Source organism: Salmonella sp. SAL04196 (genome assembly GCF_046550835.1).
GTDB classification, from domain to species: Bacteria; Pseudomonadota; Gammaproteobacteria; order Enterobacterales; family Enterobacteriaceae; genus Salmonella; species Salmonella enterica.
Genome location: NZ_JBGDXE010000004.1, coordinates 155765 through 179542, shown reverse-complemented (window position 1 = coordinate 179542; position 23778 = coordinate 155765). Strand labels below are relative to the sequence as shown.

The following is a 23778-nucleotide window of genomic DNA, read 5'->3' as shown; positions in this document are numbered from 1 at the left end:
GATATCCAGGGAGAGTCAATTTGCGCGTCAGCCGCTCGTTAACAATTAAACAGATGGCAATGGTTGCGGCCGTTGTCATGGTGTTTGTTTTTGTCTTTTGCACCGTTTTGTTGTTCCATCTGGTACAGCAGAACCGCTACAACACGGCTACGCAACTGGAAAGCATCGCGCGATCTGTTCGGGAACCTCTTTCTTCCGCGATTTTAAAAGCGGATCTCCCCGGCGCGGAAACCATTCTGGAAAGTATTAAACCTGCGGGCGTGGTGAGTCGCGCCGATGTGGTATTGCCGAATCAGTTCCAGGCGTTGCGTAAGCGCTTCATTCCTGAACGCCCCGTCCCGGTTATGGTGACGCGTCTCTTCGAACTGCCGGTACAAATTTCTTTGCCGGTTTATTCGCTGGAGCGTCCCGCCAATCCGCAACCGCTGGCCTACCTTGTATTGCAGGCGGATTCGTACCGTATGTACAAATTCGTCATGAGCGCGCTCTCTACGTTAGTGACCATTTACTTACTTTTATCGCTGATCCTGACGGTGGCCATCGCCTGGTGCGTAAACCGCCTGATTGTGCATCCGCTGCGCAAAATCGCCCGCGAGCTGAACGACATTCCGCAGCAGGAGCTGATCGGACATCAGCTGGCGTTGCCGCGTCTGCATCAGGATGATGAAATTGGGATGCTGGTGCGCAGCTATAACCTCAACCAGCAGCTTATGCAGCGTCAACGCGAGGAGCAAACGGACAACGCGATGCGTTTTCCGGTTTCCGAGCTGCCCAATAAAGCCTTTTTAATGGCGCTGCTGGAACAGGTTATCACCCGCCAACAGACCACCGCGCTTATTATCGTGACGTGCGAAACGTTGCGTGACACGGCAGGCGTGCTGCAAGAAACGCAGCGGGAGATTCTATTACTGACGTTGGTTGAGAAGCTGAAGTCGGTGCTGGCGCCGCGCATGGTGCTTACGCAGGTCAGCGGCTATGACTTTGCCATTATCGCCCACGGCGTCAAAGAGCCGTGGCACGCCATCACATTAGGTCAGCAAATACTCACTATCATTAATGAACGACTGCCCATTCAGGGTATTCAACTGCGCCCAAGCTGCAGTATTGGCATTGCGATGTATTATGGCGATCTGACCGCCGAAGAGCTCTATGGTCGCGCCGTCTCCGCCGCGTTTACCGCGCGCCGAAAAGGTAAAAATCAGATCCAGTTCTTTGACCCGGCGCAGATGGAGGCCGCTCAACAGCGCCTTACCGAAGAGAGCGATATCCTTACCGCGCTGGATAATCATCAGTTTGCCATTTGGCTGCAGCCGCAGGTCGAGATGCGCAGCGGCAACGTATTAAGCGCCGAAGCCTTGTTACGTATGCAGCAGCCGGACGGTAGCTGGGAATTGCCGGAGGGGCTGATTGAGCGCATTGAATCCTGCGGCCTGATGGTCACAGTAGGCCATTGGGTGCTGGAAGAGTCCTGCCGCCAGCTTGCCGCCTGGCAGGAGCGCGGCGTGACATTGCCGCTCTCCGTCAATCTTTCCGCGTTACAGCTCATGCACCCTGGCATGGTATCGGAGCTGCTGGAATTGTTAAACCGCTATCGTATTCAACCGGGTACGCTGATTCTTGAGGTCACTGAAAGCCGCCGTATCGACGATCCGCACGCTGCCGTCGCTATCTTACGTCCGTTACGTAATGCTGGCGTGCGTATCGCACTGGATGATTTTGGCATGGGTTACGCGGGGCTGCGCCAGTTACAGCATATGAAGTCGCTACCGGTCGATATCCTTAAAATTGATAAAATGTTTGTCGATGGGTTACCGGATGATCACAGTATGGTGACGGCGATTATCCTGATGGCCCGCAGTCTTAATTTACAATTGATTGCCGAGGGCGTGGAGAACGAGGCGCAACGCGCGTGGCTGGAACAGGCGGGAGTCAACGTCGCGCAAGGCTTCCTGTTTGCTCGGCCCGTTCCCGCGGATATCTTTGAAGAACGGTATCTGTCGCACGAAAATCCTGATTACAAAAGTTAAAAAAGGTCGCGCTTGTGCGAGCCAGCTCAAACTTTTTAACATTTTTGTTTCAATTATGATCCTGGCGCATTTCTGTCATGTTGTGTGGGTGTTATTTTAAGGCCGCAGGTTACTCATAACCTTACAAGACCTGTGGTTTTTACTTCAAGGACACCCTATGAAAACCTCTCTGTTCAAAAGTCTTTATTTTCAGGTCCTGACAGCAATCGCCATTGGTATTCTCCTTGGCCATTACTATCCTGAACTGGGCGCACAAATGAAACCGCTTGGCGACGCGTTCGTTAAGCTCATTAAGATGATCATCGCTCCTGTCATTTTCTGTACTGTCGTGACGGGCATCGCAGGCATGGAAAGCATGAAAGCGGTGGGCCGTACCGGCGCGGTCGCGCTGCTTTACTTTGAAATTGTCAGTACGATTGCGCTGATTATCGGTCTTATCATCGTCAACGTCGTGCAGCCTGGCGCCGGGATGAACGTCGATCCGGCAACGCTGGATGCGCAGGCGGTGGCCGTTTATGCCGCACAAGCTAAGGAGCAGGGCATTATTGCCTTCCTGATGGATGTTATACCGGGCAGTGTGATCGGCGCGTTTGCCAGCGGCAACATTCTGCAGGTCTTACTGTTTGCGGTGTTGTTTGGTTTTGCGCTGCACCGTTTGGGCAGCAAAGGCCAGCTCATTTTCAATGTGATTGAGAGTTTTTCGCAGGTCATTTTCGGCATCATCAATATGATCATGCGCCTGGCGCCGATTGGTGCATTCGGCGCGATGGCCTTCACCATCGGTAAATACGGCGTCGGTTCCCTGGTGCAACTGGGGCAGCTCATTATCTGCTTCTATATCACCTGTATTCTCTTTGTGGTGGTGGTGCTGGGGACGATTGCACGGGTAACGGGCTTTAGCATTTTTAAATTTATTCGCTATATCCGGGAAGAATTACTCATTGTGCTCGGCACCTCCTCTTCCGAGTCAGCGTTGCCGCGTATGCTCGATAAGATGGAAAAACTGGGGTGCCGTAAGTCGGTGGTAGGGCTGGTGATCCCGACGGGGTATTCGTTCAACCTCGATGGCACCTCTATCTACCTGACGATGGCGGCGGTGTTTATCGCCCAGGCGACCAACAGCCATATGGATATCTTCCACCAGATAACGCTGCTGGTCGTGCTGCTGCTCTCGTCAAAAGGCGCTGCGGGCGTGACCGGAAGCGGCTTTATCGTGCTGGCGGCCACTATCTCCGCCGTGGGCCATTTACCGGTTGCGGGACTGGCGTTAATCCTCGGTATCGACCGCTTTATGTCCGAAGCGCGCGCGCTGACTAACCTGGTGGGTAACGGCGTGGCGACGGTGGTGGTTGCCAAATGGGTGAAAGAGTTAGATCACCAAAAGCTGGACGATGTGCTTAATAATCGTGCGCCGGATGGCAAAACGCACGAAATTTCCTCCTAATCTCGCCACTTATGCCCGTAGTCCCTTCCAGGACTGCGGGTGTTTGCGCATAATTGACCCCTGCGCCCAAAGCATACAGCATGATGCTTAGGGATTATTTCACTTCTTCCGTGACATTTTTAGGTTCTCGCGGTCTAACACGAAGTGTTTTTACGTCATATTCAGGCATCCCTGCCGGGGCTGTCTTTTTATTACCAGGATTGTTGATCAGGGGTTCACATGCAGGGCACAAAAATTCGACTCTTAGCGGGCAGTCTGTTGATGTTGGCCTCTGCCGGCTATGTGCAGGCAGATGCGCTCCAGCCCGATCCGGCATGGCAACAGGGGACGCTGGCTAATGGGTTACAGTGGCAAGTGTTGGCTACGCCTCAGCGCCCCAGCGATCGTATTGAAGTTCGTCTCCAGGTTAATACCGGTTCGCTCACCGAAAGTACGCAACAGAGCGGGTTCAGCCATGCGATTCCCCGTATCGCGCTGACGCAAAGCGGTGGTCTGGATGCCGCACAGGCACGTTCTTTATGGCAGCAAGGGTTTGATCCGAAACGTCCCATGCCGCCCGTTATTGTTTCTTATGATTCCACGCTCTATAACCTCAGTTTACCCAATAACCGTAACGATCTGCTGAAAGAAGCGCTGACCTATCTGGCTAACGTCTCCGGTAAATTAACCATTACGCCAGAGACGGTGAATCATGCGTTAAGCAGCGAAGATATGGTTGCGACGTGGCCAGCAGATACTAAAGAGGGCTGGTGGCGTTATCGGCTGAAAGGATCGGCGTTATTGGGGCACGATCCCGCGGAACCGTTAAAGCAGCCGGTAGACGCAGCCAAAATTCAGGCTTTCTATGAAAAATGGTACACCCCGGATGCCATGACGCTGATTGTTGTCGGCAACATTGATGCGCGCTCCGTCGCCGAGCAGATCAATAAAACGTTCGGTACGCTGAAAGGTAAACGCGAAACGCCCGCCCCGGTGCCGACGCTTTCGCCGCTGCGGGCGGAATCAGTGAGCATTATGACCGATGCGGTGCGCCAGGATCGTCTCTCCATTATGTGGGATACGCCGTGGCAACCGATTCGCGAATCGGCGGCGCTGTTGCGCTACTGGCAGGCGGATCTGGCGCGTGAAGCGCTGTTCTGGCATATCCAGCAAGAGCTTACTAAAAATAACGCGAAAGATATTGGCCTGGGGTTTGACTGCCGGGTTCTGTTCCTGCGCGCGCAGTGCGCCATCAACATTGAATCACCTAATGATAAGCTCAATACCAATTTGAGCCTGGTGGCGAATGAACTGGCGAAAGTACGCGATAAAGGTTTGTCGGAAGAGGAGTTTACTGCTCTGGTGGCGCAGAAAAATCTCGAATTGCAAAAGCTGTTCGCGACCTACGCGCGTACCGATACTGACATTTTGACTGGACAGCGTATGCGCTCGCTGCAGAATCAGGTGGTGGATATCGCGCCGGAGCAGTATCAGAAGTTGCGTCAGAATTTCCTCAACAGCCTGACCGTCGATATGCTCAATCAGAATCTACGTCAGCAGCTATCGCAGGAGATGGCATTGATTTTGCTGCAACCGCAAGGCGAGCCGGAATTTAATATGAAGGCGTTAAAGGCGACGTGGGATGAAATCATGGTCCCGACAACTGCCGCCGCTGTTGAAGCAGATGAGACGCATCCGGAAGTGACGGAGACACCGGCGGCACAGTAAGCTGCCGCCTGCCGGCCCGGTAAGCGCAGTGCCACCGGGCAAGAGCGAATGACTTACTGCGGCATCGCGTCGTGCGGAATAATGGCCCCACGGTACTGAATCACCGTGCTGGCCGTCAGGTGTCCGCGCTTCGCGGCATCCGTCGCGCTGCCGCCCGTCAAACGAACGGCCAGATAACCGGCGCTGAAGGAGTCGCCTGCGGCAGTGGTGTCTATCACTTTCTCTTTCGGCAGTTTTACTGCCGGAACGTCAATGAGCGCCTCGCCCTGAATCGAGACCAGGCATGAGTCCGCCCCGCGTTTTACCACCACTTCCTGTACGCCTGCCGCATGGGTGCGGGCAATGACCTCTTCCACCGGTTGCTGACCCCATAGCGCGTCTTCATCGTCCAGTGTCAGGAAGGCGATATCAGTACATTCCAGCATCTTTTGATAGACCTGCTGCGTTTCTTCGCGACTTGTCCATAAACGCGGGCGATAGTTATTATCAAAAATGACTTTCCCGCCGTTGGCCCGGCATTCACGCAATAAAGACAGCAGTTTATCACGGCTGGTTGGGCTTAAAATCGCGAGGCTAATGCCGCTCAGGTAGAGATAATCGAAGGTTGCCAGCGTCTCGCAGATAGCCGCTGACTGCTCGCTCTCCAGCCAGAATTTCGCTGCCGCTTCGTTACGCCAGTAGTAGAAGGTACGCTCGCCAGTATCATCGGTTTCGATGTAATAGAGGCCTGGCAGGCGATTTTCCATCCGCTGCGTTAGCGAGGTATCCACATTTTCATGCTGCCACGCCTCCAGCATCTGTTGGCTGAAACTGTCGGTACCCAGCGCCGTCACATAGTGAACGGCCAGAGCGGCAGAATCGACCTGACGGGCAATATAAACGGAGGTATTCAGCGTGTCGCCGCCGAAGCCGCGCTGAACATCAGCGCCTTTCTGCGACAGCTCAATCATGCATTCGCCAATCACGGCAATCTTTTTAGACATAGTCGTGAACCTGATCTGTAAAAATTAGCGTTAGTGTGCGCTGTGGATGTTTAGTGGTCAATAATATTAAAACATCGGTCCATTATTTTTTTGAGCAAGTGCGTATTTTTGACAAGTTTCGTGGTCTGTTTTTATTTTGCCAGGGACCGAGGGTAAAGTTCTCTGCCTGAACGCCGATAACCTTTGACGAGTCCGGACAGTCACACTCCCATTAACAGGACAACTGAGATGATAAAGCAGGTTATCCAGCAGCTACGCGTTCCTGATGCAGGTATAGAAAATTTGCAGGAACGGCGCTATTGGCTGCAATGCGAGCGTGCCTATACTTACCAGCCGATATACCAGACGGATGGCCGTCTGATGGCGGTTGAACTTCTCACTGTCGTCACCCATCCTGATAACCCTTCCAGACGTATTGCCCCGGATCGTTATTTCGCGGAGTTAGCGGTTCGACACCGCATTGACGTAGTGAAAGAACAACTTCATCAGCTTGAACAAAAAGCGGATTTTTTCACTCGCCATCACTTATTGGCATCGGTCAATGTCGACGGCCCTACGCTGATTGCCATGCGACGACAGCCGGACATTCTGGCAGCGATGGAGCGCTTACCCTGGCTGCGTTTCGAACTGGTGGAACATATTCGTTTGCCGAAAGACTCCTCTTTCGCCTCGATGTGTGAGTTCGGCCCGCTGTGGCTGGATGATTTTGGTACAGGTATGGCCAATTTTTCAGCGCTGAGCGAAGTGCGTTATGACTACATTAAAGTGGCGCGAGAGCTGTTCGTCATGCTGCGCCAGTCCGCGGAGGGGCGCAACCTGTTCATTCTGCTGCTGCAACTGATGAACCGCTACTGCCGCGGCGTTATTGTCGAGGGCGTGGAGACGCTGGAAGAGTGGCGTGATGTGCAGCGTTCGCCCGCCTTTGCCGCCCAGGGCTATTTTCTTTCTCGACCCGTGCCGCTGATATCGCTCGAAGAGGTGATTCTGACCCTGTAACGCCAGACTGTTCCCGTAATACGTGGTATTACGAGGCGCGGTCATCCTCCTTTTTCGTCTGGCTGAACTATCTTTAGGACAGGCAAGGGAAGAAGTGAGGAAATAACACATGACTAAAGCAGGCAAAATAACCGCCGCCATCACAGGGACTTTCTTGTTGTTGATCGCCATAGTGATTTTGTTGATCGCAACATTTGACTGGAACCGCCTCAAACCGACCATCAACCAGAAAGTCTCTACCGAATTGAACCGGCCTTTCGCTATTCGCGGCGATTTAGGCGTGGTGTGGGAGCGCCAAAAACAGGAGACCGGCTGGCGAAGCTGGGTACCGTGGCCGCATGTTCACGCGGAAGACGTCATTCTCGGCAATCCGCCGGATATTCCGGAAGTTACGATGGTACATCTGCCACGCGTTGAGGCGACGCTTGCTCCGCTGGCGCTCCTGACCAAAACCGTCTGGCTGCCGTGGATCAAACTGGTGAAACCCGACGCGCGTCTTATTCGTCTGTCCGAGAAAACCAATAACTGGACCTTTAACCTCGCGCAAGACAAGAATACGGACCCCAATGCTAAACCTTCCGCCTGGTCCTTCCGGCTGGATAATATTCTCTTCGACCAGGGGCGAATCGCGATCGATGATAAGGTCAGCAAGGCGGATATCACTATTCTGATCGATCCGTTAGGCAAACCGTTGCCGTTCAGCGAAGTGACGGGAACGAAAGGCAAAGCAGACAAATCCAGCGTGGGCGACTATGTCTTCGGCCTAAAGGCGCAGGGGCGTTATAACGGGGAACCGTTGACCGGTACGGGCAAAATAGGCGGTATGCTGGCGCTACGCAGCGAAAGTACGCCTTTTCCTGTGCAGGCCGATTTCCGCTCTGGCAACACGCGGGTGGCTTTTAGCGGCGTGGTGAACGAGCCGATGAAAATGGGCGGCGTCGATCTGCGGCTTAAATTCTCTGGCGATTCACTGGGCGATTTATATGATTTAACCGGCGTGCTGCTGCCGGATACGCCGCCGTTTGAGACCGATGGGCGATTGGTGGCGAAAATTGACGCCGAAAAGTCATCGGTATTTGATTATCGCGGTTTTAACGGGCGCATTGGCGACAGTGATATCCACGGCTCCCTCACTTATACCACCGGTAAACCGCGCCCTAAACTGGAAGGCGATGTCGAATCGCGCCAGTTACGACTGGCCGATCTTGGGCCGCTGATTGGCGTGGATTCCGGGAAAGACGCTGAGCAGTCGAAACGGTCTGAACAGCGCAAAGGCGAGAAGAATGTTCAGCCGGCGGATAAAGTGTTGCCTTACGATCGCTTTGAAACCGACAAATGGGACGTTATGGACGCCGATGTCCGGTTTAAAGGCCGACGTATTGAGCATGGCGGCAGTCTACCGATTAGCGATCTTTCGACCCATATCATCCTGAAAAACGCCGACTTACGTCTACAGCCGCTGAAGTTTGGTCTGGCAGGCGGCAGTATTGTCTCCAACATCCATCTGGAAGGGGATCAAAAGCCAATGCAGGGGCGGGCGGATATACAGGCGCGTCGGCTGAAGCTTAAAGAACTGATGCCGGATGTGGAGCTGATGCAGAAAACGCTGGGCGAGCTGAACGGCGATGCGGATATTCGCGGGACGGGCAACTCGGTCGCCGCGCTGCTTGGCAACAGTAACGGCAATCTGAAATTATTGATGAATGATGGATTGATTAGCCGCAACCTGATGGAAATCGTGGGGCTGAACGTCGGCAACTATATTGTCGGGCAGATTTTTGGCGATGACGAAGTGCGGGTTAACTGCGCGGCGGCGAATCTCAATATTGCGAACGGCGTGGCGCGACCGCAAATTTTTGCTTTTGATACAGAAAATGCGTTGATTAACGTGACCGGTACGGCGAGCTTCGCCTCTGAACAGCTCGATTTAACCATTGATCCGGAAAGTAAAGGGATTCGTATTATTACGCTGCGATCGCCGCTGTACGTGCGCGGGACATTTAAAAATCCGCAGGCGGGCGTCAAGCCCGGCCCGCTGATTGCGCGCGGCGCGGTTGCGGCAGCGCTGGCGACGTTGGTAACGCCCGCCGCCGCGCTATTGGCGCTCATTTCGCCCTCTGAAGGCGAAGCCAATCAGTGCCGGACGATTTTAACGCAGATGAAGCAGTAACGTGAAACGTAGCGCCGGATGATGCCATCCGGCGCCCTATTACAACGCCTGATGACGCGTCTCATGGGTTAACAGCAGTGCAATCAGCGTCAGCGCCGCCATTGACGCCAGGTAAACCCCTACCGCCGCCAGCCCGTAGTGGCTTTGCAGCCATGCGGCAATATATGGCGCGACGGAAGCGCCCAGAATTGATGACACATTGTAGGAAAACGATGCGCCGGTATAGCGCACTTCCGTCGGAAATAGCTCCGGCAGCAGCGCTCCCATTGGGCCGAAGGTCAGTCCCATCAGGCTCAGGCCTAACAACAGGAATACGAATACCAGCGCTGGATTGCCTGAACCCAGCAGCGGGGTAAAGGCGAACAACGCGAAGAGAATGATGAGCGTGGTAATGATGACCATGCTTTTCCGACGGCCAAATGCGTCCGCCAGCAGGCCGGCGACGGGCACCATCACGCCGAAACCAATCACCGCCATCATCAGCATCCACAGTATTTCATTGCGCGGCAAGCCAAGCCCTACCGGCGCGGCGGCAGTGCTGTAAGTCATGGAATAGACGGTCATGATATAGAACAGCGTGTAGGTCGCCAGCATGATAAACGTGCCGAGAATGGTTACGCGGACATGCTTCGTCAGCAACGTGCCCAGCGGTATTTTTACCTGTTTTTTCGCTGCGGCGACTTTCGCAAACACCGGCGTTTCATGCAGCGACACGCGCACATACAGGCCAATAATCACCAGCACCGCCGAGAAGATAAACGGCACGCGCCAGCCCCAGCTCATAAACTGCTCGTCGGTCAGCAGCCAGGAGAGCAACAGGAAGGTGCCATTGGCAAAAAAGAAGCCGATCGGCGCGCCCAACTGTGGGAAGGAGCCATACAGCGCGCGTTTGCGCGGCGGCGCATTCTCCGTCGCTAATAACGCTGCGCCGCCCCATTCGCCGCCCAGCCCCAGTCCCTGACCGAAACGCGCCAGCGCCAGCAGCAACGGCGCGAAAATACCTATCGTCGCGTAGCCCGGTAACAGACCGATAATGACCGTGGAGATCCCCATCGTCAGCAGCGAAGCCACCAGCGTGACTTTGCGGCCTACCCGGTCGCCGAAGTGGCCGAATAGCGCAGAGCCGATCGGACGCGCCACAAACGCGATAGCGAAGGTGGCGAGCGATTGTAGCGTTGCCGCAGTGGGATCGCCCTGGGGGAAGAAGATAAGGGGGAACACGATCACCGCAGCGGTGGCGTAAATATAGAAGTCGAAGAACTCAATTGCGGTGCCGATAAGCGAGGCAATAACGACTTTATTGCGTGAGTTTACCGGAACATGTTCCTGCTCATGGTCGAGTGTTGTGGCGGTTGCTTGCATACTATTTTCTTATTTTTAGCGAACGAATAGCCATATTACGCACAGCAAAAGTTATATTTCAATGTGTAACAAAAGCCAAAAATGGTCAAAAAAAGCGCAAAAAGGGGATAATGTTTAAGCCAGCCATTTTGCGTCTATGAAATGCTTCACATAATTTTAGAATTGGTGGATAAAACTGGTTTCTGGTTAAATAAAAGTTAATTACTGGATTTATATGCTGAAACAATGAGATGAGGCGGAAGGACGTGCCTGATTGTACCGCCGGGTACGCTTTGCTTGCCCGGCCTGGGTACACACAGCAGTAGGCCGAATGACGACGCCGTGCGTGCCATTCGGCAGCAAGCCGCAGACTAGCGTTGCGTTTTACCCGGCATTCGCGGGTCGTCCTTGTATTCGGCGGTGGCTATCCAGGCCGCGCAGAATAACGTCAGACGGGCAAAAAAGTAGAAGAAGGCCATCAGACCGAGTACGGAGCCAAACGCTGCGCCGGAAGGCGATTTCACCAGTGACGGCAGCGTATAGGTCATAATGATTTTAATCACCTCAAAACCGATAGCGGCAATAAATGTCCCGCGAATCAACGCTTTTTTACGGGGACGATGGCGAGGCAGTCGCCAGAAAATCCAGAAGAAAAGCAGATAGTTGGCAAAAATAGAGATGGCCAGACCGATCAAATGCCAGGCCGGTTTTAACCATTCGATGCTGTCGAGATACAAGGCGGAGATGATCATCTGCTGGGCGGAACCGGCGATGGAAGTAATGGACAGCGTAATGATTAAAGCGATTAATAATCCAATCAGCGAGATAAAATCGCGTAGATATTTGAGCCAGATTTTCTCCTGATCCTGCGGCTTGCGCTCCCAGACGTCCCGTGACTGGGCGCGAATCGCTTCCCGCAGGTTGCCCATCCAGTTAACGCCGGAATAGAGCGCGATACCCAGTCCGACCAGCCCTACCGTGGTACGCTGTTGAACCGCCGTATTAATCGTATTTTTAAGCGTGGACGCCAGCGTAGGATCGCTCACATTCATCAATATCTTGCTGAAAATATCTTCCAGTAGATTAGGGTGCGAGGCGAGGATAAAACCTGCCGCGGCAAAGGACACCATCATTATCGGGATCATCGACAGAAACGAAAAGTAGGTGATAGCCGCGCCAAACTGATTACCCAGTCGATCGTTAAAACGTTCGGTCGCGCGAATGAGGTGGGCCACCATTGGTTGACGCTGAATTTTTTGCACCAGGGAGGTGACGGAATGCAACGCCTGATTTGCCTTTTCGTTTTTTTCCGGGGCGTCATGCGGCTGCGTTTCTATTTTTTGTATCGGGTCGTGCTCCAGTTCCTGAATAGGGCGTTTTACGTCATTTTCCTGCGTCATCAGGTCGGTAGTCCTTCATCATTAATAGAATATGTCAGTATAGCTTCTCCCCGGTGGATGCTGAAAATGCGGCTACTCTGCGGCCTCTTTAATGGTTTCAGTCAGCCATACCATAAACAGGTGTACCCGGCGGGAAAGATTACGGCGATGGGGATAATGCAGCGTCACCGGCAGTGGAGCGGCGCGATATTGCGGTAAAATTTCAATGAGCGTTCCGGCGCGTAACGCCTCCCGTACAGCAATGCGCGGCGTCTGAATGATCCCTAATCCTGCCAGACAGGCCGTATGCCAGGTCTCCGTACTGTTTACCGTTAGCATTCCGCCGGTTTTTACCCACTGCATACCGTGGGGAGTTTCAAAGGCAAAACCCGGTGAAGAGACTCCCGGTGTTAATGAATAATGCACCACCGCATGTGAGGCGAGGTCGTCAAGGTTTTCTGGATACCCAAAGCGCGCCAGGTATTGTGGGCTGGCGCAGTTCACCATCCTCAGTTTGCCAAGCGGGCGCGTCAGTATCCCTGGCGCATGTAGCGGCTCTGTGCGCACCACGCAGTCGAAATCTTCCCGTAGTAAATCGACCTGTCGATCGCTACTACAAAATTCCAGCGCAATGCCGGGATACTGATGCAAAAAAGTGGGCAGGCGCGGCATGATGAGGCTGTTTGCGAGACATGGCGGTATATCTACCCGTATTTTGCCACTGATACTGGCGGGATCAGGCTGGAAAAGACCTTCCAGTTCATCAAGGTTACTCAACAGATCTTTTGCCCGTTCGTAGTAAACCATTCCGTCCTGAGTAAGCTGTACCCGCCGGGTGGTGCGGTGGAGCAGGCGGATGCCCAGTTGATGTTCTAACGCTTGTATTTGCCGTGAGACGCTGCCTTTGGGAAGGCCGATATCCTCTGCTGCACGGGAAAAACTTTCCCGTTCCGCCACGCGTACAAACAATTTCATTGCATATATTTTATCCATCATCAGGCTCTATTATTGTTTTTATTGAAACAGTGACGCTGAAGCGGCTGGTTTTATTGATTTTCTAGCATCTAATAAGCCCTTTCGCAATCATTGCTCGCGTGACGAATACGTCTGATCACGTTGCGCGGCGGATTTATCGCCTTCCGGCCAGGCTTTTTAGCGCCAAAAAGCCGATAAACGGGACGAGAGCGGTAAAACACGCTGATAGCCGCGGGTGTAGTGGGAGAGAGAAATGCATGTACATACACGGTATTGTCATTGACCCATCGTCGCGGTTTTCAGGCAGATTGGCTATTTTTTAACAAAATGTGCTACTTTATTTTTTGTAACACATCAGGCGAAAAGCAGATATTTCCTTTGTGACGCGCCAGGCGTACTCTTCATTGAATTAATATTCAAATTAGCCTTGTCTGTTTGTACTAATAAGATATTCCTTACTTTAAAAGGCTAATTTTAGCGAATTCTGTAATCCCGATGTTGAAGCTGTAAATATTCATAACCTTTCCCTTCCTCAACCAATGACTATCGGTAAAATGGCCTATACCAAATGGCGACTTCTTATTTTACCCTACGGGTAATACCCTTCCTCATCTTGAGACTATTATCTTACCCAGGTGGAGAAAAGTAATGCAGGTAATCATGTTTGACAGGCAGTCAATATTTATTCATGGAATGAAAATCAGTTTGCAGCAGCACATTCCAGGAATAAGTATCCAGAGTGTCGGTCAGGCAGAAGAACTCTGGCAAAAAATAGAAAGCGCGCCGGATGCGCTGGTCATGCTGGATAGCGGCCTGGATGCTGAATTTTGCCGCGAGGTGTTACAAAGAATCGCGCAGCAATTTCCGGAGGTGAAGATTATTATCACGGCGATGGATGGCAGTCAAAAGTGGCTGCATGAAGTCATGCAATTTAACGTTCAGGCCGTGGTGCCACGCGATTCTGATGCCGAAACCTTTGTCCTTGCGCTCAATGCTGTCGCTCGCGGATGATGTTTTTACCGGGGGATTGGTTAAATTCAACGGAGCTGGAGTCCCGTGATATAAAAGCGTTAAGCGCCCGCCAGCGGGAAATTTTACAGATGCTTGCCGCAGGAGAATCAAATAAACAAATTGGGCGGGCGTTAAATATTAGTACCGGGACGGTTAAAGCGCATCTGGAGTCGCTTTACCGGCGGTTGGATGTAAAAAATCGTACCCAGGCCGCCATGATGTTAAATGAATCGAATTAACGACGTTAAATTCGCAGTCCGCTTATTTCTGGCTGTGAAATATCACCCGTATTGATTAATGATAAAAAACGCTGATGTCCGATGCTGAACATCAGCGCAATAAGCGTTTCGCGTTGAAACCGATCATTAAGTTCCGGCAAACAATTCTGTAGCAGCATATCGCAGCTATTGAGGTCATCCAGCAAGAATGCCTCCGCCTGGTCGGGCGTAATGAACGTCAGCGTCTCATCCGGCGTCAACATATGCCCGTAACCAATCACCCAGTTACCCTGCCGATCGCGATACTTTTCCAGCGACAGACCCTGCCACTGTTTAATAAACGCGATGCAGGCGGAGCTAAAGCGAGATGAAATGTGCGGCATGGCATCTTTCTCATAAAAAGCGCGATTATAAAGTGTGCTGCACGCGTGGCTAGCGGTCAGATGGCCAAACGCAGGCAGGGAAAAGGTCTATGCCGTTCAGCGTCACGCCGCGTTGACAGAATGAAAAACTGATGTTTTTGGTTAGTAACCGATCTTCTTATAAATTTGCAATCATTAAGATTAAGTCACTGAAATGTGGCTAAATCTGTTATATCTATGAAAAAACATAATTAAAAGAAAACGAAGATCTCGTCGCGGGATCGTCTTTTTAGGGAAGATAATGACGAATAGCGCTTCGCAGGCGACACGCGCGCCTTTTGAACATAGCCTGGGGATTATCCGCCAGGCATCAATAGAAATCCTGCTGTTGCTGGGTATTCATACCACAGAGGGAAAAGAGCCCCGGTGGTTCATGGAACAACTTGAGCAGGCGCGTCTTAACCTGGGCGGTTGGGGCGCGGTGGCGAAAAAATTGCGGATAAATGACGCGCAGTTGAGCCAGTTTATGCTGCAACTGCGTCACCTTCAGCAGCATGTTCCCCAGTATGACAGCGGGCAAGAGGTGAGCGAAAATCAACTCCTTGCCGCGTTGCGTTTTGTCACCTCGCTGGAACATCTACGTCAGCAGCAGCCGCTACTGACGTATCAAACTGAGCTGGAAGAACCCGACCAGGAGGCGCATCTTGAGGCGCAGCGTCAGCTTCGGGCGATAGAACTGACGTTAAAAGCGCTTATTGCGCGCGCATGGCCGGATCGGGCGTCGCTGAATCACTACCTCAAGCAACATTTTGGCCCGGACCGTTTGCGCCAGTGGTTAAAACAGGGAGAAGATCAACATGCGCTGGAGGGCATGTTGTTCAGCGAACTGGCGCTTATGGTGGTCGATAAAAAATTGTTTGCCCGTCATTACGTCAGAATTTTTAATGACGCCTCAGCGTTAACGCTGTTCGCCGAGTCGCGCACCACTCTGCGTATGTTTCTGGATGATTGTCGCCTCGCGCGAAACGAGGTTATCGCCAGGCAGCCGCTCACCTCAGCGCAGCTTATGCTGCTAAACGTTCAGTATCAGCAAATCGTTCGGCCCATCCAGCGCGCCTATGCCGAAAAACGTACCCGCGTGAATCCCGCTTCGTTTCTGCTGGCGGATGAACGTGAATTGCGCCAGTTCTGGGAAACCGCGCGGCTTAAAGATCGGCAGGCCGGGGGAGATAAGCATGAGATTAGCGAGGGCATAGAACCACCGCGTAAGCGGCCTCCGCGTACGCCTGAAGAGCGTGAGCAACTTATTTCCGGCGCTTTGTGGGGCGGGGTTGGCGTCATGACGCTGGCGATACTGGCGGGCGCGTTCTGGCTATTTAGTTCGTCGTCGCCAGGCTCCGATAACGGGCAAGCTCCCGCAATGGCGCAGGATGAACCGCCGCGCGAGGCGCCTTCCGCGCGGGAAACGCTCAATCATATGGGGATTACCTGGGATGCGTTTACCATGCGGGCGGCGATAGAGCGCAATGATACGCGGGTGACGGCGCTGTTCCTCCAGGGCGGAATGAACTGGCAGCTCGCGTGGACGGAGCAGGCGTTTGCGGCAGGACATACCGAGGTGCTGCAACTGTTGTTGCGTTATCCCGCGCTGATGGATGAGGTCAAACCCTGCCGACGATTTATCACAACGTTAAGTCATGACATGTCGAGCGGCGCGCCGCTGACCGCGATGCATAAAACCTATTTGCAAACGTTTTGCACCGTTCCGGCTGTTGTGACGCGCCAGCAGCACGATACGGAGCAGGCCCGATTGCGCGCTCAGGCCCGGCCCAGCGCAGACAATAAAAAATGGCTGAAAATTCAGTCAGCCATTTATGATGCGATTCACTGAGGCCGGAGCAGGTTAAGGCTCTCCATAAAGGCCAATCAGGCGGCGCACCACGCCATTGGTCCAGCCGAACCCATCCTGTAGCGGATACTCGCCCCCGCCGCCTTCGCGGGGCGTACCGCCGGAAATATGGTATTTCTCGATCAGTTTATGGTGCTCCTGATAAAAATGGTTCACTGTTTTTAACCAGTTATGGGCGATTTCATCGCCCAGCATATCGTCGCCATACCGTTTGAAGCCCTGAATCGCCATCCATTGCAGCGGTGCCCAGCCGTTCGGTTTATCCCACTGTTCGCCGGTTTCGTATTCGGTCGCCATAATCCCGCCGGGCGTTAACAGACGGCTGCGCACCACATTTGCCAGACGGTCGGCCTGCTCGTGGTTCGCCATACCGACATACAGCGGCACGATACTGGCGGCGGAAAAGAGCGCCATTTCTTCGCGTCGCCAGTCATAGTCCCGATAACAGCCGTTTTCATCATCCCACAGATAATGGTTTACGGCGGCGCGTCGGTCGCTGGCTTTCTGGCGAAATAGCGCCTCGGTGTCACGTTCGCCTTTCAGTGCTGAAATATTGGCGATAGCGCTCTCCAGTTTATACAGAAAAGCGTTCAAATCGATAGGGATAAACTGGGTCGTACGTATGCTGGCAAGCCGGCCCGCATCGCGTAGCCAGCGTGAAGAATAGTCCCAGCCGGACGCCGCCCCGGCGCGCAAATCCCGGTAGACTTCATTGGGCGGACGACCGGAATGTTTTGCGGTTTCGACATCTTCCAGCCAGGACTCGTCGCGCGGCGTGTCGCGATCGTCCCAGTAGCGGTTCAGCAGGGAACCGTCCGGCATCCGCACAACGTGGCGATAAGCCTGGTTGAGCGCCAGTGATTCGGCACCATCCATCCAGAAGGCGTATTCCATTTTGAGATGGTCGAGATAACGCCGTGCGCCGCGCACGCCATCTTCTTCGAACAGTTCAACCATCAGGGCGAAAACCGGCGGCTGCGAGCGGCTCAGATAATAGGTCCGGTTGCCGTTGGGAATATGGCCATAGTTTTCAATCATCCAGGCGAAATTATCCGCCATACATTTAAGTAAGTCTTCGCGCCCGCTTTCCGCCAGACCCAGCATGGTAAAATAAGAGTCCCAATAATAGGTTTCGCTAAAACGGCCTCCCGGCACGATATAGGATTGCGGCAGCGCCAGCAGCGAAGACCACGGAATATGATCCTGCGGTTCGCGCGTCAGTATCGGCCAAAGCTGGTCAATATGTTCTTTGAGCGAGTTTTCGGGGTTAGAGACATACTCGCTGGATAAGGTTTCCGGTAGCCAGAAATGGTTCTCGACGAAGCGGCGTAAGTCAAAATCACGGTGGCGTCTGACCTTACGGTAGCGGATCAGGATATCAAGCGGGTCCATCTTCGGCGCGCAGTCCGGGAACGTTTTACTGTCTGGAAACAGTTTTGTTGACTGTACATGCTCGAACAGTTCGAGATACCGATCGGCAGGGGTCAGGGCGTCAGAGGCGGGAAGCCCCTCGATCATCTCCGGCTCCGGTTCCGCCTCGATCATTTCATCCAGCTTTAACTCGCACGGGTCTGTTTCATAAAGCAGATCGACATCAATAGTCAGATCTTCAGAAGGCGTGGGGTTTAATTTCTGGTTGAGCATAATGACAAGGACCTCCGGCTTGCGTCGTAAAAGATACGGGTGTTGCCCGGCTGTCTATTAAGCGTAGACATTCGCTTCGATACCTGAGTGGCAAAGTGTGCGGTAGATCACATTTTGCAATTTACCCCCTCAAGAAAAACACTTCATAAATTACTGAATGATATTGCGAAAATCCTATTTTCATGGCGCCCGTCCCAGACCTAAAATCAGAACATTCGTTTCATAGCGGTATCACTACATCGCCGCATGGCGTGGATTCACAAGCAAAGGTAACGTAAATAGTTATAATACAAGCTATGGCACCATGATAATACAAATGGATACAAATGATCGAGCAACCCGACAGTAAAAGCGCCAAACCGCTTTATAAGCAGCTTGAAGCCGCCTTAAAAGAGGCCATTGCGCGTGGAGAGTATAAACCAGGCCAGCAGATCCCGACGGAAAATGAACTGAGCGCGCGCTGGCAGGTGAGCAGGGTCACGGTCCGTAAGGCGCTGGATGCGCTGACGCGTGAAAATTTGCTGACCCGTGTCTCCGGCAAAGGCACCTTTGTCTCTGGTGAGAAATTTCAGCGCAGCATGACCGGCATCATGAGTTTCAGCGAGTTATGCCAGTCTCAGGGACGTCGCCCGGGGTCACGCACCATCAAATCCGTTTTTGAATCGGTAGACGATGAGACAAAAGCGTTACTGAATATGAACGATGGCGAAAAAGCGGTCGTCATTGAACGTATCCGCTATGCCGACGATGTGGCGGTATCGCTGGAAACCGTACATCTTCCCCCACGTTTTGCGTTTTTGCTGGACGAAGATCTTAATAATCACTCTTTGTATGAATGCTTACGCGAGAAATACCATTTATGGTTTACCCACTCCCGTAAGATGATCGAACTGGTTTATGCCAGCTTTGAAGTCGCCCATTATCTTGGCGTCAACGAGGGTTATCCGCTGATCCTGATAAAAAGTGAAATGATTGATAACAAAGGAGAACTCTCCTGCGTTTCGCAACAGTTGATTGTCGGCGATAAAATACGGTTTACCGTATGATGTCAGCATTACGCTAACGAAGAGCAGGCTGAATCGGGATCCAGATCGCGGATCCCGATTTTTTTTGGTTTCCATCTTGATCAAATGTCTTTAAATGTCATATAAAAATAACAATACATTATGAGTCATTTATGGCGAATCCTCGCCTGTATCATTGATGGAACCAGAGGAAAGCATGATGGGTATGAAAGAGACAGTTAGCAATATTGTGACCAGCCAGGCAGAGAAAGGAGGCGTTAAACACGTCTATTATGTGGCGTGCGGCGGTTCTTATGCGGCGTTCTATCCGGCGAAAGCATTTTTAGAAAAAGAAGCGAAAGCGTTGACTGTCGGTCTGTATAACAGCGGAGAATTTATTAACAACCCGCCGGTAGCGCTGGGAGAAAATGCCGTTGTGGTTGTCGCCTCCCACAAAGGTAATACGCCAGAGACAATTAAAGCGGCTGAAATCGCCCGTCAACACGGCGCGCCGGTCATTGGTTTAACCTGGGTAATGGATTCACCGTTGGTGGCGCATTGCGACTATGTGGAAACGTACACGTTTGGCGACGGTAAAGATATTGCCGGAGAGAAAACGATGAAAGGCCTGCTGAGTGCGGTCGAACTGCTCCAGCAGACGGAAGGGTATGCGCACTACGACGATTTTCAGGATGGCGTCAGCAAAATCAACCGTATCGTCTGGCGCGCTTGCGAGCAGGTTGCGGAGCGTGCGCAGGCGTTCGCGCAGGAATATAAAGACGATAAAGTCATTTACACCGTCGCCAGCGGCGCGGGCTATGGCGCAGCCTACCTACAGAGCATCTGTATCTTTATGGAAATGCAATGGATACATTCCGCCTGTATTCATAGCGGTGAGTTTTTCCACGGGCCGTTTGAAATTACCGATGCGAATACGCCTTTCTTCTTCCAGTTTTCCGAGGGCAATACGCGGGCGGTGGATGAACGCGCGTTAAACTTCCTGAAAAAATATGGCCGCCGGATTGAAGTTGTCGATGCGAAAGAGCTGGGGCTATCGACCATTAAAACCACGGTTATTGATTACTTTAACCACTCTCTCTTTAATAACGTTTATCCCGTTTACAATCGGGCGTTAGCTGAGGCGCGCCAGCATCCGTTAACGACGCGCCGCTATATGTGGAAAGTGGAATATTAATTACATCAGGATGGATAAAAAAGCAGGGACGCTTTTTATTGTAAAGACAAACAAGGAATAATGATGAGCATCAGCGTATTGGGTATTGGCGACAACGTTGTCGATAAATACCTGCATTCCGGCATCATGTACCCCGGCGGTAATGCATTAAATTTTGCTGTCTATGCGAAATTAGCAGACATCCCCAGCGCGTTTATGGGGGCGTTTGGCAATGACGACGCCGCGCAGCACGTACAGGATGTATTACACCAGCTACAGATAGATATCTCTCACAGCCGCCATTATACCGGCGAAAATGGATATGCTTGTATCCGTCTCTCGCATGGCGATCGACAATTTGTCGCCAGCAACAAAAACGGCGTATTGCGGGAACATCCTTTTAGCCTGTCTGACGATGATCTTCGCTATATATCACAATTTACATTAGTCCATTCCAGTATTAACGGCCATCTGGAATCGGAGCTGGAGAAAATTAAACAACAAACCGTCTTACTCTCTTTTGATTTTTCCGGGCGCGGTACAGACGACTATTTTGAAAAGGTATGCCCGTGGGTAGATTACGGATTTATCTCCTGCAGCGGGTTATCGCCAGATGAAATCAAAATAAAACTCAATAAACTTTATCGTTATGGCTGTCGGCATATTATTGCCACCTGCGGGCATGAAAAAGTTTATTATTTTTCCGGCGCGGATTATCTGGAGTGGCAACCTGTTTATATCGAACCTGTCGATACGCTGGGCGCAGGCGACGCCTTCTTAACCGGTTTTTTGCTTTCCATTTTGCAATCGGGTATGGCGGAACCCGATAAAGAAAGCGTGTTACGCGCCATGTGGCAGGGCGGGAAATCGGCGGCGCAGATTTTATCTCATTACGGCGCATTTGGTTTTGGTAAACCGTTTGCACAATAGGTTACGTCCCTCAATGTAAAGCGACACTCACTCCAGATAACCCAGGAGGAAGTATGTTTTGGACGGAATTATGTTTTATCCTTGTGGCCCTGATGATAGGAGCCAGGATCGGCGGCGTATTTTTAGGGATGGTCGGCGGGTTAGGCGTCGGCGTGATGGTTTTTATTTTTGGCCTGACGCCTTCTACGCCACCGATTGATGTTATTCTGATAATTCTTTCTGTTGTCCTGGCGGCCGCATCTTTACAGGCCTCCGGCGGGCTGGATTTACTGGTCAAACTGGCGGAAAAAATTCTGCGTCGCCACCCTCGTTACATTACGTTATTAGCGCCGTTTATCTGTTATATCTTCACGTTTATGTCAGGAACGGGGCATGTCGTTTATAGCTTGCTGCCGGTTATTTCTGAAGTCGCACGGGATTCAGGTATTCGACCGGAACGTCCTTTATCTATTTCTGTTATTGCATCGCAACAGGCGATCACCGCCAGTCCTATATCTGCCGCCATGGCGGCGATGATTGGTTTAATGGCGCCGTTGGGCGTCTCTATTTCAACCATTATGATGATTTGCGTGCCTGCCACGTTAATCGGTGTAGCGATGGGGGCAATAGCGACCTTTAATAAAGGAAAAGAGTTAAAAGACGATCCGGAATATCAACGTCGGCTTGCTGAAGGGTTAATTAAACCTGCGCAGAAAGAAAGTAAAAATACGGTGGTCACTTCGCGCGCCAAATTGTCGGTGGCGTTATTTCTGACCAGCGCGATCGTTATCGTTCTGTTAGGACTGATTCCGGTGCTGCGGCCCATGGTGGAGACAGCGAAAGGGCTACAACCGCTTTCGATGTCCGCCGCTATCCAGATTACGATGCTCTCTTTTGCCTACCTGATTGTGTTGTTATGCCGGCCGCAGGTCGATCAAATTATCAGCGGTACGGTATTTCGGGCGGGCGCGCTGGCGATTGTCTGCGCCTTCGGCCTGGCCTGGATGAGTGAGACGTTCGTGAATGGTCATATCGCGTTGATTAAGGCAGAAGTGCAAACTCTATTGCAACAGCATACCTGGCTTATCGCCATTATGATGTTTTTCGTGTCCGCTATGGTCAGCAGCCAGGCGGCAACGACGTTAATTCTGTTGCCGCTGGGGCTGGCGTTAGGGTTGCCCGCTTATGCGTTAATCGGCTCCTGGCCTGCCGTTAACGGCTATTTCTTTATTCCGGTGGCGGGGCAGTGTCTGGCGGCGCTGGCGTTTGACGATACCGGTACGACGCGTATCGGCAAATATGTGCTTAACCATAGTTTTATGCGTCCGGGATTAGTTAACGTGATTGTTTCGGTCATTGTCGGGCTGTTAATAGGAAAAATGGTTCTGGCCTGATTGTTATTCATGTTTTTATAGCACACGTCACTTATTATTTTTAATTCAGAGGAAGAAAATGAAAATTAGAGTTTTCATGGCCACCGTGTTGCTGCTCATCAGCCACTGTGTATTTAGCACAACGTCACTACCGCATATTGTTATTCTCGCGACAGGCGGTACTATCGCCGGGACGGCAGCCAATAATACGCAAACCGCCGGATATAAATCCGGTGAACTTGGCGTGCAAACATTAATAAATGCCGTGCCGGAAATGAATAATATCGCTCGCGTTGACGGCGAGCAGGTGGCGAATATTGGTAGCGAAAATATGACCAGCGATATTATCCTGAAACTTTCACAGAAGGTGAATGCGTTATTGGCGCGGGATGATGTTGACGGTGTAGTCATTACTCACGGCACTGACACGCTCGATGAAACCGCCTACTTTCTTAATTTGACCGTGAAAAGCGACAAACCGGTGGTGTTTACCGCTGCAATGCGGCCCGCGTCGGCAATCAGCGCCGATGGCGCAATGAACCTGCTGGAAGCGGTCACGGTGGCTGCTGACCCGAATGCGAAGGGACGCGGCGTGATGGTGGTTTTAAACGATCGTATTGGTTCGGCGCGCTTTGTAACGAAAACCAATGCCACGACTCTGGATACCTTTAAAGCGCCGGAAGAGGGCTATCTGGGGGGCATCGTTAATGGTCAGCCACAGTTCGAAACGCGGGTGGAAAAAATTCATACCCTGCGCTCTGTTTTTGACGTACGTAATATCAAAAAATTACCCAATGTGGTGATTATTTACGGCTATCAGGACGACCCGGAATATATGTATGATGCGGCGATCGCCCATCACGCGGACGGTATTATTTATGCCGGAACCGGTGCAGGTTCGGTCTCGGTACGTAGCGACGCGGGGATTAAAAAAGCGGAGAAAGCCGGGATTATCGTGGTGCGCGCTTCCCGCACCGGAAACGGCGTCGTACCGTTGGATAAAGGGCAGCCAGGGCTGGTGTCTGACTCGCTCAACCCGGCGAAGGCGCGAGTCTTGCTGATGACGGCACTAACTCAGACGCGTAATCCGGAACTGATCCAGAGTTATTTCAGTACGTATTAATCATGCAGGCTTGTGCGCCCACCCTCGAA

17 protein-coding genes and 1 pseudogene are annotated in these 23778 nt (G+C 52.1%); 12 read left to right on the top strand and 6 right to left on the bottom strand.

Annotated elements, in window-relative coordinates:
• Nucleotides 1-20: 20 nt before the first annotated feature.
• The 3 genes from hmsP (at nt 21) to ACLJPE_RS15930 (ending at nt 5178) form a co-directional block, all read left to right on the top strand.
• Nucleotides 21-2027, top strand: coding sequence for a biofilm formation regulator HmsP (gene hmsP / locus ACLJPE_RS15940; protein ID WP_001266362.1), 2007 nt, complete (start codon nt 21-23; stop codon nt 2025-2027).
• Nucleotides 2028-2184: 157 nt separating this feature from the next.
• On the top strand, nt 2185-3471 hold the full coding sequence (gene dctA, locus ACLJPE_RS15935; protein WP_000858228.1) for a C4-dicarboxylate transporter DctC: 1287 nt from the start codon (nt 2185-2187) through the stop codon (nt 3469-3471).
• 219 nt (nt 3472-3690) lie between these two features.
• Nucleotides 3691-5178 (top strand): M16 family metallopeptidase, encoded by a 1488-nt coding sequence (locus tag ACLJPE_RS15930; protein ID WP_001163183.1) that lies wholly within the window; start codon nt 3691-3693, stop codon nt 5176-5178.
• 53 nt (nt 5179-5231) lie between these two features.
• Here the strand turns inward: ACLJPE_RS15930 and ACLJPE_RS15925 are convergent, their stop codons facing one another.
• On the bottom strand, nt 5232-6161 hold the full coding sequence (locus ACLJPE_RS15925) for a sugar kinase (RefSeq protein ID WP_000037583.1): 930 nt from the start codon (nt 6159-6161) through the stop codon (nt 5232-5234).
• A 228-nt stretch (nt 6162-6389) separates the two neighbouring features.
• Here ACLJPE_RS15925 and pdeH point away from each other — a divergent pair, with 228 nt between their 5' ends.
• Nucleotides 6390-7157 carry a cyclic-guanylate-specific phosphodiesterase gene (pdeH, locus tag ACLJPE_RS15920; protein WP_000595623.1) on the top strand — a complete coding sequence of 256 codons (768 nt, stop codon included), beginning with the start codon at nt 6390-6392 and terminating at the stop codon, nt 7155-7157.
• A gap of 109 nt (nt 7158-7266) precedes the next feature.
• On the top strand, nt 7267-9327 hold the full coding sequence (locus tag ACLJPE_RS15915) for an AsmA family protein (protein WP_039513539.1): 2061 nt from the start codon (nt 7267-7269) through the stop codon (nt 9325-9327).
• Between the two features lie 39 nt (nt 9328-9366).
• Here the strand turns inward: ACLJPE_RS15915 and ACLJPE_RS15910 are convergent, their stop codons facing one another.
• The 3 genes from ACLJPE_RS15910 to ACLJPE_RS15900 form a co-directional block, all read right to left on the bottom strand.
• A complete protein-coding gene (locus ACLJPE_RS15910) occupies nt 9367-10689 on the bottom strand; it encodes an MFS transporter (RefSeq protein WP_001148981.1) in 1323 nt (440 codons plus the stop codon).
• Between the two features lie 350 nt (nt 10690-11039).
• Nucleotides 11040-12068 carry an inner membrane protein YhjD gene (gene yhjD / locus ACLJPE_RS15905; protein ID WP_000191230.1) on the bottom strand — a complete coding sequence of 343 codons (1029 nt, stop codon included), beginning with the start codon at nt 12066-12068 and terminating at the stop codon, nt 11040-11042.
• A gap of 72 nt (nt 12069-12140) precedes the next feature.
• On the bottom strand, nt 12141-13040 hold the full coding sequence (locus tag ACLJPE_RS15900) for a LysR family transcriptional regulator (RefSeq protein WP_023208289.1): 900 nt from the start codon (nt 13038-13040) through the stop codon (nt 12141-12143).
• A 630-nt stretch (nt 13041-13670) separates the two neighbouring features.
• Here ACLJPE_RS15900 and ACLJPE_RS15895 point away from each other — a divergent pair.
• Nucleotides 13671-14272 (top strand): annotated as a pseudogene (locus tag ACLJPE_RS15895) (response regulator transcription factor).
• A gap of 5 nt (nt 14273-14277) precedes the next feature.
• Here the strand turns inward: ACLJPE_RS15895 and ACLJPE_RS15890 are convergent.
• On the bottom strand, nt 14278-14634 hold the full coding sequence (locus ACLJPE_RS15890; RefSeq protein WP_001120251.1) for a glycoside hydrolase family protein: 357 nt from the start codon (nt 14632-14634) through the stop codon (nt 14278-14280).
• Between the two features lie 280 nt (nt 14635-14914).
• On the opposite strand from ACLJPE_RS15890, the gene ACLJPE_RS15885 reads away from it, so the two are divergent.
• Nucleotides 14915-16504, top strand: coding sequence for an STY4199 family HEPN domain-containing protein (locus tag ACLJPE_RS15885; protein WP_000185021.1), 1590 nt, complete (start codon nt 14915-14917; stop codon nt 16502-16504).
• Nucleotides 16505-16516: 12 nt separating this feature from the next.
• On the opposite strand, the gene ACLJPE_RS15880 is transcribed toward ACLJPE_RS15885, so the two are convergent.
• Nucleotides 16517-18166, bottom strand: a complete 1650-nt coding sequence (locus ACLJPE_RS15880) for an alpha,alpha-trehalase (protein ID WP_000934257.1) — start codon at nt 18164-18166, stop codon at nt 16517-16519.
• Nucleotides 18167-18492: 326 nt separating this feature from the next.
• Here ACLJPE_RS15880 and ACLJPE_RS15875 point away from each other — a divergent pair, with 326 nt between their 5' ends.
• From ACLJPE_RS15875 to fraE, 5 genes are all read left to right on the top strand, one after another.
• Complete coding sequence (locus tag ACLJPE_RS15875) at nt 18493-19212, top strand: GntR family transcriptional regulator (RefSeq protein ID WP_000572566.1); 720 nt, start codon at nt 18493-18495, stop codon at nt 19210-19212.
• Nucleotides 19213-19387: 175 nt separating this feature from the next.
• Nucleotides 19388-20365: a 6-phosphofructose-aspartate deglycase gene (gene fraB / locus ACLJPE_RS15870; RefSeq protein ID WP_077905336.1), complete on the top strand. Its 978-nt coding sequence runs from the start codon at nt 19388-19390 to the stop codon at nt 20363-20365.
• A gap of 63 nt (nt 20366-20428) precedes the next feature.
• Complete coding sequence (gene fraD / locus ACLJPE_RS15865; protein WP_000028427.1) at nt 20429-21274, top strand: fructose-aspartate kinase; 846 nt, start codon at nt 20429-20431, stop codon at nt 21272-21274.
• 53 nt (nt 21275-21327) lie between these two features.
• Entirely contained in the window at nt 21328-22647 is a 1320-nt protein-coding gene (locus ACLJPE_RS15860; RefSeq protein ID WP_031601855.1) for an anaerobic C4-dicarboxylate transporter family protein, read from the top strand.
• Between the two features lie 58 nt (nt 22648-22705).
• Complete coding sequence (gene fraE / locus ACLJPE_RS15855; RefSeq protein ID WP_001728764.1) at nt 22706-23749, top strand: fructose-asparagine asparaginase; 1044 nt, start codon at nt 22706-22708, stop codon at nt 23747-23749.
• Nucleotides 23750-23778: the final 29 nt, after the last annotated feature.